Source organism: Sulfolobales archaeon, from assembly GCA_038897115.1.
Lineage (GTDB): Archaea > Thermoproteota > Thermoprotei_A > Sulfolobales > AG1 > AG1.
In genome coordinates this window covers 1-15,521 of record JAWAXC010000053.1, presented here as the reverse complement: position 1 = coordinate 15,521, position 15,521 = coordinate 1, and the positions used below count along the sequence as shown (strand labels likewise).

Below are 15,521 nucleotides of genomic sequence, written 5' to 3'. Positions count from 1 at the left end.
TAAACTCCGTTTCACCATATACAAAGTTATCATAGATCTCATCAGCTAGTATCAATAACCCTTTCTCACGAGCTAGATTATAGATCTCCTCTACAACCTTCGGTGGAAACACATATCCAGTGGGGTTATGCGGGTTGTTAAGCACGATCATTTTCGTCCTCTTACCTATCATCGATTCCAGCTTCTCTATATCAAGCTGGAACCCGGATGAAGGATCTCTAAACTCTAGAGGCACATACCTAGGGATCCCTCCAAGGAACCTCACAACCTCTCCATATGCAGGATAGCTTGGCTCTGGTATTATCACCTCGTCACCAGGCGATATATAGGAAGCTATTGCAAGGAAGATCGCTGTCTTAGCACCAGTAGTAACTATAACCTCATCCTCCTTAGCATCTGCACCATACCTCTCATTGAGATACTCCGCAAAAGCCCTTCTAAGCCTGGGAATGCCAGCTGTCTCTGTATAACCTGTTACCCTCTTATCTAGAGCCCTCTTAGCACTCTCAACTATATGATCAAATGTTGGTATGTCAGGCTGCCCAACACCAAAACTTATAACCCTATACCCCCTCTCCCTCAAGGCCCTAGCCCTAGCTATATAGATGAAGCCTAGCTCGCCCTTGAGATCCTGGATCAGCGGTTTAAGCCCATCAACAGGCGAGCTGGACAATCAACTACACCTCTATAGATGACCCTTAGAGGTATTTAAGATAATATAAAAAAGATATTCTCAATTCCTTCGCTTTTACTATGTTTCTTTCAACTCTTAACATCTATCTAGGGCTAGCACAGGACTAACCAGGCTGTTTCTGACTCAGCTATAAATTTAAATACCTATACTTTTAAAAATATTTAGTTAATGATTGGAGAGGCAGTTAAAGACCCTTAGGAGAACAGTTGTTCTAGAGGCTTAGACAAATAGGTTTGGTAAAGAAGCACTTAGAGAGATTAAGGATGCATATAGAGAGATGCTTGTTGAGATGCTAGACTATGCTCTAAAACACAATGAGTCCGAGGCATATTCCTCCTCTAGAGATCCATTTAGCAGGAGGTCCATCAAAAATTATACCCCTGTGATTCGCGTTGCGTTGAGAGGGGGGTAGAAGAATAAAGATAATAAAGATACAGCTTAGACTAGCTAGATCGAGTAATGGACTAATCATGGATAGAGATATAATTGGTACAATCAATATCGGTTTGAAGTATTTTTCCTCAGATGGGAGCCCTGCGGCGTTGGGCTCGACAGAGCCTCATGAGGTGCGGGTGAAGCTATTGATCCCACACCAAGGGCTAACCCCACTCACGGAACTAAAAATATCTAGAAGTAATTAGAAATACCATGAGAGGAGAACGCTCTGACAAGAGGTATATTTATAGACCTCTTCGCTCTAGAAAGCATAGATATTTTTCGGTATGGAACGTATATTGCTAAGATATATTTAACTTCTATAGCTATTTAAGATAATGTGTGTTTTTCATGGGAAGTGGAGAGTTGGGGCTCATATATAGCTTGCTGCTCTCTCTCCTCTACAGGCATATTTTAAAGCTTCTAAATGGAAAGATGTCTAGCTTGAGAGGGTTTTTAATGGTATATGTTATTGCTATCTACACCCCTATAACGATCTATATAGCTAGGGTTTCAACATATATGGGAATATTATTCCTTATAGCTGAAATCATTTTTTTAATCACTATAGCATCATCTAGAGAGCATGCTTTAAAGATAAGCCTAGCTCTACGTATAAATATATTAGATCTATCAATGGTGGTTTCTGCAATAATATCAACACTATTGCTACTACACACATATATTCCTCTAAATATGCTTTCTCGCTAATGTTATTTCTATTCTATTTCTAGCATTTTCTTGCTATCCCTATATATTATCAGCTTTATCCCGTGTTTCCTAGCTTCTCTCTTTAGATCCTTATCTAGTGTTAATATATAGCCATCTGCAACGCTAGCTAGCCTTATTATATCTGGATCTGCCTCTTCCTTTTCATAGTCCTCAGATAGTGTGTATATATAGCACTTCTCATAGATTTTCTCAATGTATTTCATAGCATAGTCTCCTCTACCCTTTTCCACTATATGTCTATGGAGTTCTCTTATAACGGAGTCTGTGGTAGCACATACAGCTTTCTCATTTAGATCCTCATCCAGATGTTCTATGACATCAAATAGTTTTTCGAAGAATAGTAGAAAGGCGCTTGTATCTATGATAGCTAGGATCATCGATCCTCATCTATATATTTCCTATCTTTCTTATTAGCCTCCACCCATTAAGTTGATAGGTGGTGATTTTGCCAATATTCCTCAAAGATCTTGAGGAGTTTAAGAAGGTAGCTGAGAAGGCTATAGAATGTAGGGTTGTGAGGGATAAGAAGAAGAATGTTGGGAAGCTAAAGGCTAGAACCAAGAGATATCTATACACATATGTAGTTCCACTGGAAAAACTGGATGAAGTAATGAAGAATATAAAATGCAACAATATAGTTGAGATCTCAAAGGGCGGGGCGGGGGAGAAGAAGTAATGGTTAAGGTACAGAGAGTAATACTAGACACAGCTACCTATCAACCCCAACACAAGTTCTTCGTAGAGATAGCTAAGTGGCTCTCAACACTATTAAATGTAGAGCTTAAAATAATAGAAGAGGACTATGTATTCGCAAACCAATACGGAGATAAAGATGAATTCGGCTTCGCATGGCTACCACAGCTATTCGTAGAGCTAGAGGGAGGCACGATAATCCCAGTACTCACAAAACCCCCATTTAACCCCCAAACATTAGAGCTAGATCAGGAGCTCTCGAAGAAAGAAATAATATCGAAATTAAAACAAAATAATGTGGATATCCCATAGAAGATCTAGATTATAAGTGTGAATTCCTTAACCCCCTAACGGTTAGAGATATACGTCCAACTACTTAGAGAAGGATCCCCTCCTTATTTAGGGATCGATTAATGATCTAAGTCTTATGGGTAATCACTTTAAAGCATTTCAGGGAAAGCATTACCTTAGGGGTTATATGAAGAATATATTGGTGAAGATAAAGAGTGGAAGACATGATGGGTTACTAGGGCTATATGGGAAGATCTGTGATGGATGCACACCAGATGATACTATAGAGAGGGGTTTAACATTTGAAAGAATAGATCCAGAGATCAATTTTATATGGATAGATGACCCGGCACCAGGGGTGCCGCTAAACTCATTCGCAGCCGTATGGGAGGGATATCTATATGTCACAGACGCTGGAAGCTATAGATTTTTTCTAGATGTAGATGATGGTGCACGGCTATATATAGATAACGAGATCGTTATTGATAGATGGGAGAGCAGAGGTACCGGGTTCTCTATTTCAGACCCCCTAGACCTTTTAGAGGGCCCCCATAAGATTAGATTAGAATACTATAATGAAGGGCCTTTCGGAAAGATAAGGCTTGGGTGGAGTGGAAAGGGCGAGAACTATGAAATAATATCCTCTAGGTATCTCTATTCAATACCTAGCAGATCTATAATAATAACAGGTGTTCCTAAAAATTATAAAGTTTTAATCGCTATTGAGGGAGAGATAAGAGAGGCTATATTTAGAAGTGGTCTTGCAATGATACCTCTAGGTCATAGGGAAGGATCTGTAGAGGCTATAATAAAGATCTTAGATGAAGATGATAACCCAATATATATAAGCCCATATATCGAAATATGGCCAGGTGATGTATATAGCCTTGAATCCATAGAGGCCTAGCTAAACACTATAGACTATAGAATTAAATCTTCACCACTTTCCTATTAACTGATACTCTTCGAAGACTAATGATCATGAGAAATACCATAGCATCGCTAGAATCGATTGAACCTGAAATTCCTTTAGCATAGTAAATAGATGTATCCTCGCATATAATGAAATATTCTATTAAACAAATTAAATTAAACATTAAAGCCGTAATATAGGCAAAAAGATCTCATATTCTAAGGGGGTGTTTTTAAGTATAAAGTGATCTAGAAATGCGATAGGCAGTATAAATTGGATAGCTTTAAATAGAGATCCGAAATGTGACACGGTGTGAGATATAAGCTTAGTATTAGGTTGTCTCACGTATAAGATCTTTTATATTATAATCATCTCTAACTATTATCCCGTTTCTAGATCACCATAAACAGATTCTAAAGTCCTCTTAGCAGAGCCAATCTATCTCATGTATTCATGCCTATCAAGCATAGATACACCTAAAAAGAGTTGAAAAATAATAGATATATTGATAATAGGTAAGATTTATTTGCTACTACGAATAGCTGATCCTAGGTAAGGGCCCATGTTATAAAGGCTATTGTTCCTAGGAGGAGGGATAGTTTGGAGACGCTTCTGGAGAGTGATGCCCTTTTAATAGCATCTCCGATGTTTTTAGATGCCGCGATTCTGATTGTTGATGCTAGGAAAATAGCTATTGAGGTTGTTGCTAGAGCTATATATACTATGGATTGCTTTATGATGAATGGTATACCCACTATTGTTAGGAGTATTGCTAGGAGAAGCGTGGATATTATAGATGCAAATCTATATCCCCTCGTAACAGCTATTGTCCTAATACCATATGCCCTATCACCCTCAATATCCTCTATACCCTTTACAATCTCCCTCGAAAGGCTCATAACCATGGCGAAGCTCCATGGTATTAGCAGGAGTGGTAGAGACTCGATCACCCCTGATCTAAGCATGTATATAAGCCCACCATATAGAATAGAGTTCGCGCTCAAGAGAGAAACAGCTATATTGCCTATCAATCCTAACCTTTTTAACCTCCAACTATAGAGGTATGTGATTAGGGCATTAAATGAGGCGAAAACACCTATGATAAACCCAAGCAATAGAAATGCAATGACACATCCCAATACGATTAGCAATATAGATAGCTGGAGAGCCGTCTGAGGAGATATATCTCCCCTCACAAGAGGTCTCCAGGGCTTGCTCTTCCTATCTATTTCTATGTCATAGTAGTCATTAACTATATAGCCTCCTGCAGCAATCATAAGGGCTGGCGTTGATGAGATTAAGAGCCAAATAGGATCTCTATATGCGTTCTGCTCAGCAATCAAAGCTCCTAGAACAACCCCTAAGAGGGTTATAAGAACATTATGGGGCCTTGTAATAATCACAACAGCCTTGATCCTAGTGGTGAGGGTCAATACATACACCCAGCATATGATCCTCTAATAACTATAAGCTATATAATAGAGTCTATAGCCTCGGACTTGCCTCCTCTGTATAGTAGTCCTCTCCACCAGCTAGTACTCTTTGGATAAGTGCGTATAGATTATCTAGCCCCCTCCATGTTACGGCAGAGACCGGTATAGCATCTATATTCTGGAGAATGCTTTCAGATAAACCTGATATGATCTCCTCCTCATAGCCCGAGACTCCCTCCCTCCTAGCACTCTCGAGAAGGGAATATGGGTCCTCGATCCACGAGAGGACATTCGATACAACGTCCTCTGGATATAGATCCGTTTTTGTCAAAACAAGAATCTGTGGCCTCCTAAGTCTAAGCCATGTGGAGAGGAATAGAAAGAGGAGGGATGCTAGCGAAGAGGCCCTGCTAGCCATAAACATATCTATAAGAAATAATACTAAGGAGTTAGAGCCCTCGGACAGCCTCTCCACAATAAGGGGGCCTGCAGGTCTAAAGGCAAAGATCTCCATCTGACCCGGTGTATCTATTATATAATAGTTAGCCTTCCTCTCCTCAACCATATCCTTTATAGCGTCTAGATGATTTATCGACATATCAACAGAAGCTATTAAAGCACCATTAGGGCCAAGGTTAAATTTATACATTATATCTCTAGCATTTACAAACCTCCTTATATCTATGTCAGGCGTATATGGTAGGCTCTCAGCAGCGGGATCCATATTTATAATAGAGACATCCAGCTGATTAGCGACCATCCACTCGCTAAGACTCATTGCTAAAGTAGTCTTCCCAGATCCTGCAGGTCCAACCAGATAGATAAAATACGGCATATTCTCCCACAAAACCTTATGTAAAAGCAAATATTAAAAGCAGAAAACCATAATAGCTTTAGTAAAACCGTGATAGTAGATCCGCTTAAATAGGATAGGTTTTCAGTTACAACTTATCTCCATCCTACACTGAAGGGCAAAGCTTCTAATTATAAAGCAGCGGCGTATGAGCCAGAAGTTCTCAAAAAGCTATATGCTGAGAATCACTGGCTTAGCCAAAGCTTTTTAAACATTAGCGATCATGATATCGAGTATCACCCTTCTCAAGGATATCTCTGCTGTCTTCAGAAGCAAGAGGTAGAAACTCCTTAAGACCTACTAAGTGATGCTCGCTCAGAAACGGATGATCCCACATATATGAGTGTTTTGAGAAAGAGCCAGATCTAAAATAAATAACCATGGGTCTAAACAGAGAATTAGATAGCCACAGGATATAAATATAGAGAGTATTTAATCTCTCAGGGCTAGTTATGATCCGTAGAGAGCCCATAGATCATGATATGATCATCGATAGAGATCTGAAGATCCATATAGTATTTGGCTCAACACACCCCCCTGGAAGGATATTTACCTATGTGAAATATGTGCCCATTAAGGATCGAGATGCACAGTCTATTTGGATACTGATGGGGATCCCGCTTCAAAGGGTTGTTGAGAGGTACTCAGTATCATATGTTGAGAGGGTCTTTAGATCGTATCAACCTAGCTCGTGGGATCCTGTATATGGTGCTGAGATGCCCACTATAGGGTATCTAGATATTTGGAAGCATCTATTGCCTGAGGAGAGGGGTTATGAGATATATGTTAGACCTCGAGATCCTCTTGAAGCTATTGCATCAGAGCTTATAGATGATGTAAAAAGAATCACCGGTATATCCCTGGGTAACATAGGTGTTGGGGGAAGCCTTCTAGGCTCTTTCCATTCTGTGGGGAGAAGCGATATAGATATCATAGTATATGGTTGTGTAAACGCCTCTAAAATATATGAAAAGGCTGGAGAGATAGGGAAGCCTCTATCTGGGAGGGATCTTGAGAGATGGGTAAGTAATATCTCGAAGCTACATGGAGTACCTCTAGATGTCGGAAGGGCTATGTATAGCCCCTATAGGAGAATCATATTCAGAGGTGTTGAAACAACCTTCGTATTTCCCGAGGAGATACGTAGATATGGCGAGGAGATAGCTATAAGCACGGGTAAATGCGTGGTATCAAAAATAGAGGTTTCCCCACAACAATGCAGCGCCCTCCAATACCCAGGTAGAGCCTATATAGATAGGGTTTTGGATGCCCCGCCCGAGGTGCAGAGGGTGGATGAAGTAATCCTCTTTGAGGGGACATACTCGCCGATACTCTATAGAGGTGGGGTTCTAAGGATAAGTGGTCTTCTCCAGATCATAATGCCTGGGGAGAGATACAGGATAGCTGTGGGAACTAGGGAATGTGGGGGCTACGTATTACCAGGTTGATGTTTTAGCAAATAGCCGTAGATTTTGAACCCACTTCACTATCTAGCATCTGGGTTATTGAAATATTATAATAATAATTTTCGATAGAAAACTCTCTAACATGATTTCCCCTTGTTATAGAGATCTTCAAACTAGTTTCTCGAGAGAGCTTGCTATACATAGATATACATCTATAGATCTGCTAATCTCTTGGATAGAGTTATATTCATCAGGCATATGGGCTATTCCTTCGACACCTGGGCCATATGTTATTACCTCAGATCCTTTTAACCTATAGTAGACGCTATCATTCCTCCCAGTGCTTATAGAGATCCTTGGTCTTACTTTTAAAACCTTTTCTATACATGTATCGCTGACTTTAACCAATAGAGAGTCTTGCGGTGTTAGAGAGGGCGGTACGGCGCTTAAGATTCTGAGCTCGTGTCTCACCCTAGTATCCTCTGATGCCTTCCTCAAAATCTCCTCCAGCTCGCTGATCACTTGATCTAAATTCTCCTCAGGAATCACCCTTCTATCTATGCTAAAGACAAACTCCCCTGGAACCGTGTTATCTTTCCTAGATAAAGATTCAGCATAGCCGCCCAGGTTTATAGTTGGATGTCCAGCCCTCTCCTCATCTACCGGCGCCCTTGTCACCCTACTGGCGAGGATGGGATTATATAGCTCCATAAATCTAAGGGCAAGCTTTGAAGCATTTAGAAAGGCGTTTTCACCAAGCCATGGAGCACTTCCATGGGCCTGCTTTCCATATACACTTACAACCCCCCTTATAAGGCCCTTATGCCCTATAACAAGTCTTGTGGATGAGCTTGGCTCAGCAACTACTACATAATCAGGAGCTCTGGATATTTTTTCCACATAATATCTAGTCCCAACCCCGCCTGCCTCTTCATCAGGTACGAATAGAGCTTCTATTGTGAGGTTTCTATCAAACCCCTGATCATGGATCTTCTTGAGCGCAGCTATAACAGCCGCGATCCCTCCCTTCATATCAGTGGAACCTCTACCATAGATCCTATCCCCCTCTATCACAGGCACAAATGGATCCTTAGTCCACCCGCTACCAGGGGGAACAACATCATAATGCCCATTAAAGTGCAAAACCCTGCCACCCCTTCCCCTCTTACCATATACTAAAAGCCTTGGATATCCCTTGTGCTGTGGAGAATATGGATAGTATTTATCTAGATACTCATCCGGTATCTCGATCACATCAACCTCAAAGCCTATCTCAGCCAGTCTCTTTGATAGAGCCTCGGCACATCTTTTATATTCAAAACCAGGTGGATTCACAGTTGGTATTCTTATGATCTCAGATAGAACCTCAACCGCATATCTCGTATATTCATCCATGGCTATCCTCTAATACTATTTTCAAAGCATTTTAAATCTAGTACGACTGAACCACCTAAGCATTTAATAGCAAAGATCAAGAGGCTTTTGAAATCCACTAAATATTCAAAGAGACTTGCTAATGCCTTCAATATTAATAATATATAATAGTGCCATACTAGTGGCTACAATGGGTTATATTTATTTAATAACTAAATATATAACTTGGCTCGAAATTAGCGGTTTTTAACCCTTATGTAGCCAGCACGCCGATATATGATCCTTATCTATCTGGAAATACGGGGGCTCCTCCCTCCTACATATATCCATGGCAAACGGGCACCTCGGATGGAATCTACAGCCATGTGGAATCTCTCTCAACGATGCTACCTCTCCAACGGGCTTTAGAGAGGCTTTTGATAGTCTAGATGCTGAAGGACTTGATGAGATCAATGTCATGGTATATGGGTGGAGAGGCTCTTTAATAACTTCTTCGGTTTTCCCAACCTCTACTATTTTGCCCAAATACATGACTGCTATACGATCGCTTAAATAAGCAGCGACCCCGAGATCGTGTGTTATCAACACGATCGTTATACCATATTCCCTATTTAGATCTAATAATATATTGAGGATCTGTGTTCTTGTCGTTACATCAAGGGCCGAGGTTGGCTCATCAGCTATTAGAAGCTCAGGCCTCATAGCTATTGCTCTTGCTATTGCAACCCTCTGCTTCTGCCCGCCTGAGAGCTGTTGCGGGATTTTATCCAATATATCGCCTGGAAGTCTCAATATCCTCAATAGATCTAGGATCTCTCTCATATCCCTTCTAGAAGCCCTCAACGCCTCCTCTAATGTTTTCCTAACACTATATCTCGGATCTAGCGAGACCTCAGGATCTTGATAGATCATTTGGATCTTCTTCCTTAACTCCTTACTAATTTTGCTTGAATATATATCTATACCCCTAAACAGAACCCTACCCTTATCAGGTTTAAGGAGTCCAGCAGCTATTCTCGCTAAAGTAGTCTTTCCACATCCAGATTCACCTACTATCCCTAATACCTCACCCTCCCTTATCTCTAGGCTCACACCATCAACAGCCTTTATATATAGATTCGGCTTTCTATAGATAGTCTCTACCGCTGGATAGTATTTATAAACATTCTCTAGTACCATTATGGATAACATATTAGATACCCCTAATATAGAAAACATTTAACACCGCTATTACTATCTCCCAACATCTTTGGCTTCTCAACAAAACATCTGTTAAAGGCGTAGGGGCATCTAGGGCTAAATATACATTCGTCCTCATTCCCATAGATCTTAAGATCTTCTACACCTCTATACTGAGTCTCCTTCCTACCACTTGACTTGAATCCGAGGAATGCATGTTCTAAGAGCATCTTTGTATATGGATGGAGAGGCTTACTCATAATCTTATCTACACTTCCAAACTCCATGATCTCGCCATAGTACATTATATAGATCCTCTCACATATTCGCTCCGCAACACCGAGATCGTGTGTGATCATTAAGATCGATAGACCTCCTCTCTTTATATCTGAAAGCACATCTAATATCTGTGCCTGGATAGTTGCATCTAGCATTGATGTTGGCTCATCAGCAACTATAAGCTTAGGAGAAGTTGATAGAGCCATTGCTATTAAAACCCTTTGCTTCATACCCCCGCTAAGCTGGTGAGGATACTGCTTCATCACACGATCGGGATCTCTGATCCCTGTTTTGCTTAAAAGCTCTTCCGTAATCTCTCTACATCGATGTCTATCTTTAATACCCCTTCTATATTTCAATATCTCGCAGAACTGATCCTCAATCCTAAGTATTGGGTTTAATGAGGAGGAAGGGTTCTGAGGAACTAGACCTATTTTTACACCAAGTATAGAGGCTCTGAGTCTTTGATCCACCCTTAAAAGATCTATACCTTCAAAAACTATCGAGCCTCCAAGCACTATCGCATTAGGCGGGAGGATCCCCAATATAGCGTTGGCAAGAGTAGTCTTTCCAGATCCTGATTCCCCTACAACACAAACACCCTCGCCCCTTCCCACATAGAGATCTACATCCTTTACAGCCTTTAAAATACCTTTCTCAGTTAAATAGCCTATTGTAAGGGATTTGATGCTTAATAGATATTCATTACCCTCCATGCCTATCACCACTAGGCTTTCTAAATATAGAGCCAGTTCTTACTCCAATGATATTGTATGTAACCCTTGCCTTAGGATCTAAAATGTTTCTTAATCCCTCCCCAATTATATTGAAGCTAACTATAGCTAGAAATATCATGAGGCCTGGAAACACTAGTAGATGTGGATGATCCATTAAATAGGTTCTCGCCTCATTAAGCATTGATCCCCATTCAGGGGTTGGAGGCTTTATCCCTATACCTAGAAAACCAAGGGCTGCAATAGTTAGGATAGCCGACCCCATCTGCAATGTTGTCTGGGGTATTATTACGTAAACTATATTTGGTATCACATGTCTAGCGATCACATATAGATCGCTGTAGCCCATAAGCTTAACAGCTTCTATATATGGCATCTCCCTTATACCCAGCACCGCGCTCCTTATAACCCTCACCATGAAGGGGGATTCCGCTATGCCAACAGCTATTACAAGTGTTTCAGGTTTTGAACCTATAAATGTGGCTAGGGCTATAGCCAAGACTATTGTTGGAAAAGCCATTAGGATATCCACGATCCTTTGTACTACAAGATCTAACCACCCCCTATAATAACCAGAGATCGTTCCCACAGCCAAGCCTATGAGGAGCGCTAATGCTATGGATGCGGCACTAAGCATAAGGGTATATCTCCCCCCATATAGAATTCTGCTGAAGAGATCCCTACCAAGCTGGTCTGTCCCCATTATATGGCTAAGCGAGGGCGGACTCAGCTTTTCAGCTAAGTTGATCCTATAGGGATCGCTGGGAGCTATCAGGTCTGCCAATGCTGACATAATAACTATAGAAACCAATACTATGAAGAAGGCCAAGAGGAATTTATCTCTAGCTATAAACCTATAGATCCTCGATAGATGTGGGAGATATATTCCATACCGTTCTATACCCATCACAGCCTCACCCTAGGATCTATGATCCTATAGATAATATCTACAGCTAGGTTTACAAGTATAAATATGAATGTTATAAATATTACTATTCCCTGCACCATTACATAGTCCCTAGCAGCAATAGACTCGATCAACAGCCTCCCGATCCCTGGATAGGCAAACACGGTCTCTGTAACTACAGCACCCCCTAGAAGAACGCCTACGAAATAGCCTATAACTGTTATAACGTTTATCAGTGAGTTTCTCAGAACATGATTAAATATAATAACCCTTATAGGCATCCCCCTAGCAACTGCCATCCTAACATGGTCCTGAGACATTACCTCTAACATAGATGATCTAGTAATCCTAGCTATATAGGAGAGGGGCGTATGGCTAAGCGCTATTGATGGTAGCACTATATGTGCCGGAGAACCGATGCCCCCTGCGGGTAATAGCTTTAGCTGTACAGCAAATATATATATGAGTATAAGACCCAGCCAGAAAACAGGCATGGAGACATAGATGCTTGTAAATATTAGTAAAGCCCTATCCAATATAGTTCCAGCTCTTAGGGCCATTATTATCCCGAGAACTATTCCTAGGGAAATCGATATAGCCATAGCTGATAATGCTAGGATAACTGTATTGGGAAACCTAGATAGTATCTCTGAGATCACAGGTGTATATGTCCTATAAGAGGTACCGAAATCAAGGGTGAAAATAGATTTTAGATAGAGAAAATATTGAATATATATAGGTTTATCTAATCCAAATTCGGATCTAAGCCTCTCAATGATCTCAGGGCTTGTCTGTTCACCAGCCAGTATATGAACAGGATCCCCTGGTAATACCCTTACAAGAAAAAAGATCAGGGTTGCAGCTCCAATTAGCGTTGGTATAGCTGCTAGCGACCTCTTCACTATATATGTTGTGAGGGAGCCCAAGGGATCACCTGAAATATGCTTTAGCTAGGTAAATCTGCTCTCCAGGAACGAAGACAAGCCCCTCTAGGTTTGACTTAGCTGCTACAAATATATTTAGCTGGAATAGGAATACAGCTGGCGCGTCATCCCATAGAATCCTCGCCATAGCCCTGGCCAGCTCCAGCCTCTTAGCCTCATCTACTTCTGTGATATAGGATTTCAAGAGACTCTCAAACTCTCTATTACAGTAATACCCTATATTTCTTCCAGCAGAGGTTAGGTTTATACCCTTATGCTGTGTCTTATCAGGCCCAACCCACATTTCACAGCTATATAGGAAGTAGATCGTATAGTATGGATCAGGTATGTTGGGTCCCCAGCTTCTCTGGAACAGGTAGTATCCATTCTTAGCCTTGTCAGAGGGAGAGCTGTATATGGTATTGATGTACCAGGGCCAATCACCTGTTACAAGCTCTACATCGATCCCTATGCTTCTCAGATACCCCTGAATAGCCTGTGCCAGCTCCACATCACCAGGGAATCTTCCCTTCATATGAACCATTTTTATAGAGAACTTACCATACTGGGGGTGTATAAGGATCCCATCAGGCCCTGGGGTAAATCCGGCTTCTTCCAAGAGCTGCTTAGCCTTCTGGGGATCGTATTTATAATAGCCCACCTCACTATAGCCGAACATCCCTATCTGCCATGGGCTCTTAACAATTGTAGCAGTACCATAGAAAATTCTAGACACAATTGCCTCCTTATCTATAGCATAGTTCAGAGCCTGCCTCACCCTCTTATCCTGGAAAGCTGGGTAGTCGAAGTTAAAGTTCAGCATGACATACCTATATGTGGGGTACTGAATGATCTTTATCCCCTGGGTCTGGTTAAGCCTGGGCAGAGATGCTAGAGGAGGCCAGAAAACCAGATCTACATCGCCAGCTAATAACATAGCCTCTCTAGTGGATTCTTCAGGCACTATATAGAAGATAATCCTCTTGAGAGGGACAACACCTCCCCAATAGCCATCAAACCTCTCTAGAACAACCCTCGTACCCTTAACCCACTCAACCATCCTGAATGGCCCTGTGCAGATCAGACCTCTAGGATCTTTTGATAGGATATCTCCATATTTCTCTATAGCCTCTCTAGCAAGGATATATACTAGGGAGAGGGACATCGCAAAGGGTGCAAAGGGTTTCGAAAGCTTTATCTCAAACACTGTGTCGTTGATCACTCTATATGATTGTATATTGGGTAAATATGCTGACAGCCTCTTCTTAGCTGAAGCATTGAAGATCCTGTCAAAGTTCAGCTTAACAGTATCAGCTGTTAGGATCTCCCCGTTATGGAATTTCACCCCCTGCCTGAGATAGATTGTATAGGTTAGCCCATCACTTGAAACATCCAGCTTCGTTGCAAGCATTGGGACTAGATTCCCATTAACATCTCTATCGAATAGTCTATCGCATACATGCATTATCACATTTTCCACAAGATTCGTTGTCTGATCATGAGGATCGAGGGTATCTAGATCCGTGCCTATAGCAACCCTAAGAACATCTCTAGACGAAGTTGGAGTTGTAGGGGTTGCATATTGTGGCGTAGTTATAGCTGTGACCTGCTCTCTAACCGGTGTTGTCGCCATGGTGGGAATTGTAACAGGGGTTGTAACCTTAGGAGCCTCCTGTATAGGCGCTCTAGGCATGAATGCTATGAAGGCTATAATGCCTACTAGTATTATTATTGCTATTATAACACCTATTAATCTTTGCTGAGATACCACTAGAAATCACCTCCAGTATCGAGTTTAGCTCTAAGAAATATAAATCTTCATATAACCATATTAAGCTGAGCTAGATAGTAATGTTTAAATGCTCTCTATAGCATATTTACCTACTATTTTAAGGGATGTTGTGTATCTCTTCATATTATCCAAGGCCTCATCACATTCATAACATTCGAGCTCTGCTAGGAAGAAGTACTGCCATGGCGATAGTCTTGTTGGTCTGGAGTATATGAAGCTCATGTTTATAGATGCCTCAGCTATTGGTGAGAGAGCCCTGTAGAGGGCTCCAGGTCTATTGGGTACTGTGAATATTATTGCTGTATGTGTGTATCTCCCCAGAGGCTTTCTACTCATCGAGATAATAGCGAATCTAGTTCTACTATCTCCATCCTCGATCCCACAGATCTTATCCTCTATATCCTCCATAGCCTTTGGAGATGCTATAACGCCGCAGTCAATACACCCCCTTTTAAAGATCTCAACGGCTTCTGAGGTGCTTCTAGTAAAGATCACCTGTGCCCCGAGCTCGGATATTTTCCTCCTAGCCTGGCCAGCTGCATGGGGATGTGTATATATAATCTTTGGAACCCCCCTAGCTGCTAGGCATAACGTTATCTTCATCTCAACAACCCTTATTATAAATGGATCTCTGGTTGCTAGGTTATCTATAACCTCGCCCACAGGCCCCTCAAGACTGTTTATATATGGCACAACCCCTAGATCTATATATCCCTTCTCAACACCCTCAAATACGCTTGAAATACTATCCATAGCTATATATTCCCCAGCGAGGGATCTCACAGCAGCCTCCCAAGTGAATGACTTCTCAGGCCCCAGAAACCCGATCTTCATAGTGCTTTCTAGTATATACGGGGTTAAAGGGTATATAAACCATGGATAC

General features: G+C 41.3%; 16 protein-coding genes. 5 read left to right on the top strand and 11 right to left on the bottom strand.

All coding sequences use genetic code 11. From position 1 onward, the window contains the following. Window positions 1-673 (bottom strand): aminotransferase class I/II-fold pyridoxal phosphate-dependent enzyme (locus QXE01_07795; protein MEM4971136.1); only part of this gene is annotated, 673 nt, incomplete at its 3' end. A gap of 891 nt (window positions 674-1,564) precedes the next feature. Between QXE01_07795 and QXE01_07790 the strand changes: the two genes are divergently transcribed. Beyond that, window positions 1,565-1,840 carry a hypothetical protein gene (locus QXE01_07790; protein ID MEM4971135.1) on the top strand — a complete coding sequence of 92 codons (276 nt, stop codon included), beginning with the start codon at window positions 1,565-1,567 and terminating at the stop codon, window positions 1,838-1,840. Between the two features lie 8 nt (window positions 1,841-1,848). Here the strand turns inward: QXE01_07790 and QXE01_07785 are convergent, their stop codons facing one another. Next, window positions 1,849-2,238, bottom strand: a complete 390-nt coding sequence (locus QXE01_07785) for a hypothetical protein (protein ID MEM4971134.1) — start codon at window positions 2,236-2,238, stop codon at window positions 1,849-1,851. A 68-nt stretch (window positions 2,239-2,306) separates the two neighbouring features. Here QXE01_07785 and QXE01_07780 point away from each other — a divergent pair, with 68 nt between their 5' ends. The 3 genes from QXE01_07780 (at window position 2,307) to QXE01_07770 (ending at window position 3,752) form a co-directional block, all read left to right on the top strand. Next, entirely contained in the window at window positions 2,307-2,537 is a 231-nt protein-coding gene (locus QXE01_07780; GenBank protein ID MEM4971133.1) for a hypothetical protein, read from the top strand. After that, complete coding sequence (locus QXE01_07775; GenBank protein MEM4971132.1) at window positions 2,537-2,866, top strand: hypothetical protein; 330 nt, start codon at window positions 2,537-2,539, stop codon at window positions 2,864-2,866. Before QXE01_07780 ends, QXE01_07775 begins: the two co-directional genes overlap by 1 nt. 166 nt (window positions 2,867-3,032) lie before the next feature. After that, window positions 3,033-3,752, top strand: coding sequence for a PA14 domain-containing protein (locus tag QXE01_07770; protein ID MEM4971131.1), 720 nt, complete (start codon window positions 3,033-3,035; stop codon window positions 3,750-3,752). A 554-nt stretch (window positions 3,753-4,306) separates the two neighbouring features. Here QXE01_07770 and QXE01_07765 read toward each other — a convergent pair. Together QXE01_07765 and QXE01_07760 are read right to left on the bottom strand one after the other, a co-directional pair. After that, window positions 4,307-5,191: a geranylgeranylglycerol-phosphate geranylgeranyltransferase gene (locus QXE01_07765; GenBank protein ID MEM4971130.1), complete on the bottom strand. Its 885-nt coding sequence runs from the start codon at window positions 5,189-5,191 to the stop codon at window positions 4,307-4,309. A gap of 52 nt (window positions 5,192-5,243) precedes the next feature. Further along, window positions 5,244-6,026, bottom strand: coding sequence for an ATP/GTP-binding protein (locus QXE01_07760; protein ID MEM4971129.1), 783 nt, complete (start codon window positions 6,024-6,026; stop codon window positions 5,244-5,246). 470 nt (window positions 6,027-6,496) lie between these two features. Here QXE01_07760 and QXE01_07755 point away from each other — a divergent pair, with 470 nt between their 5' ends. Then, the gene (locus tag QXE01_07755) at window positions 6,497-7,492 is read left to right on the top strand and encodes a hypothetical protein (GenBank protein MEM4971128.1); all 996 of its coding nucleotides are present in this window, start codon (window positions 6,497-6,499) and stop codon (window positions 7,490-7,492) included. 126 nt (window positions 7,493-7,618) lie between these two features. On the opposite strand, the gene QXE01_07750 is transcribed toward QXE01_07755, so the two are convergent. From QXE01_07750 to QXE01_07720, 7 genes are all read right to left on the bottom strand, one after another. Beyond that, window positions 7,619-8,845: a M20 family metallopeptidase gene (locus QXE01_07750; GenBank protein MEM4971127.1), complete on the bottom strand. Its 1,227-nt coding sequence runs from the start codon at window positions 8,843-8,845 to the stop codon at window positions 7,619-7,621. Window positions 8,846-9,070: 225 nt separating this feature from the next. After that, window positions 9,071-10,015: an ABC transporter ATP-binding protein gene (locus QXE01_07745; protein MEM4971126.1), complete on the bottom strand. Its 945-nt coding sequence runs from the start codon at window positions 10,013-10,015 to the stop codon at window positions 9,071-9,073. Between the two features lie 11 nt (window positions 10,016-10,026). Further along, on the bottom strand, window positions 10,027-10,998 hold the full coding sequence (locus QXE01_07740; GenBank protein ID MEM4971125.1) for an ABC transporter ATP-binding protein: 972 nt from the start codon (window positions 10,996-10,998) through the stop codon (window positions 10,027-10,029). After that, window positions 10,988-11,923: an ABC transporter permease gene (locus tag QXE01_07735; protein MEM4971124.1), complete on the bottom strand. Its 936-nt coding sequence runs from the start codon at window positions 11,921-11,923 to the stop codon at window positions 10,988-10,990. Before QXE01_07735 ends, QXE01_07740 begins: the two co-directional genes overlap by 11 nt. Continuing rightward, complete coding sequence (locus QXE01_07730; GenBank protein MEM4971123.1) at window positions 11,923-12,849, bottom strand: ABC transporter permease; 927 nt, start codon at window positions 12,847-12,849, stop codon at window positions 11,923-11,925. The genes QXE01_07735 and QXE01_07730 overlap by 1 nt, the downstream gene beginning before the upstream one ends. A 4-nt stretch (window positions 12,850-12,853) precedes the next feature. Continuing rightward, entirely contained in the window at window positions 12,854-14,617 is a 1,764-nt protein-coding gene (locus QXE01_07725) for an ABC transporter substrate-binding protein (GenBank protein ID MEM4971122.1), read from the bottom strand. 84 nt (window positions 14,618-14,701) lie between these two features. Continuing rightward, window positions 14,702-15,521 (bottom strand): prephenate dehydratase domain-containing protein (locus QXE01_07720; GenBank protein MEM4971121.1); only part of this gene is annotated, 820 nt, incomplete at its 5' end.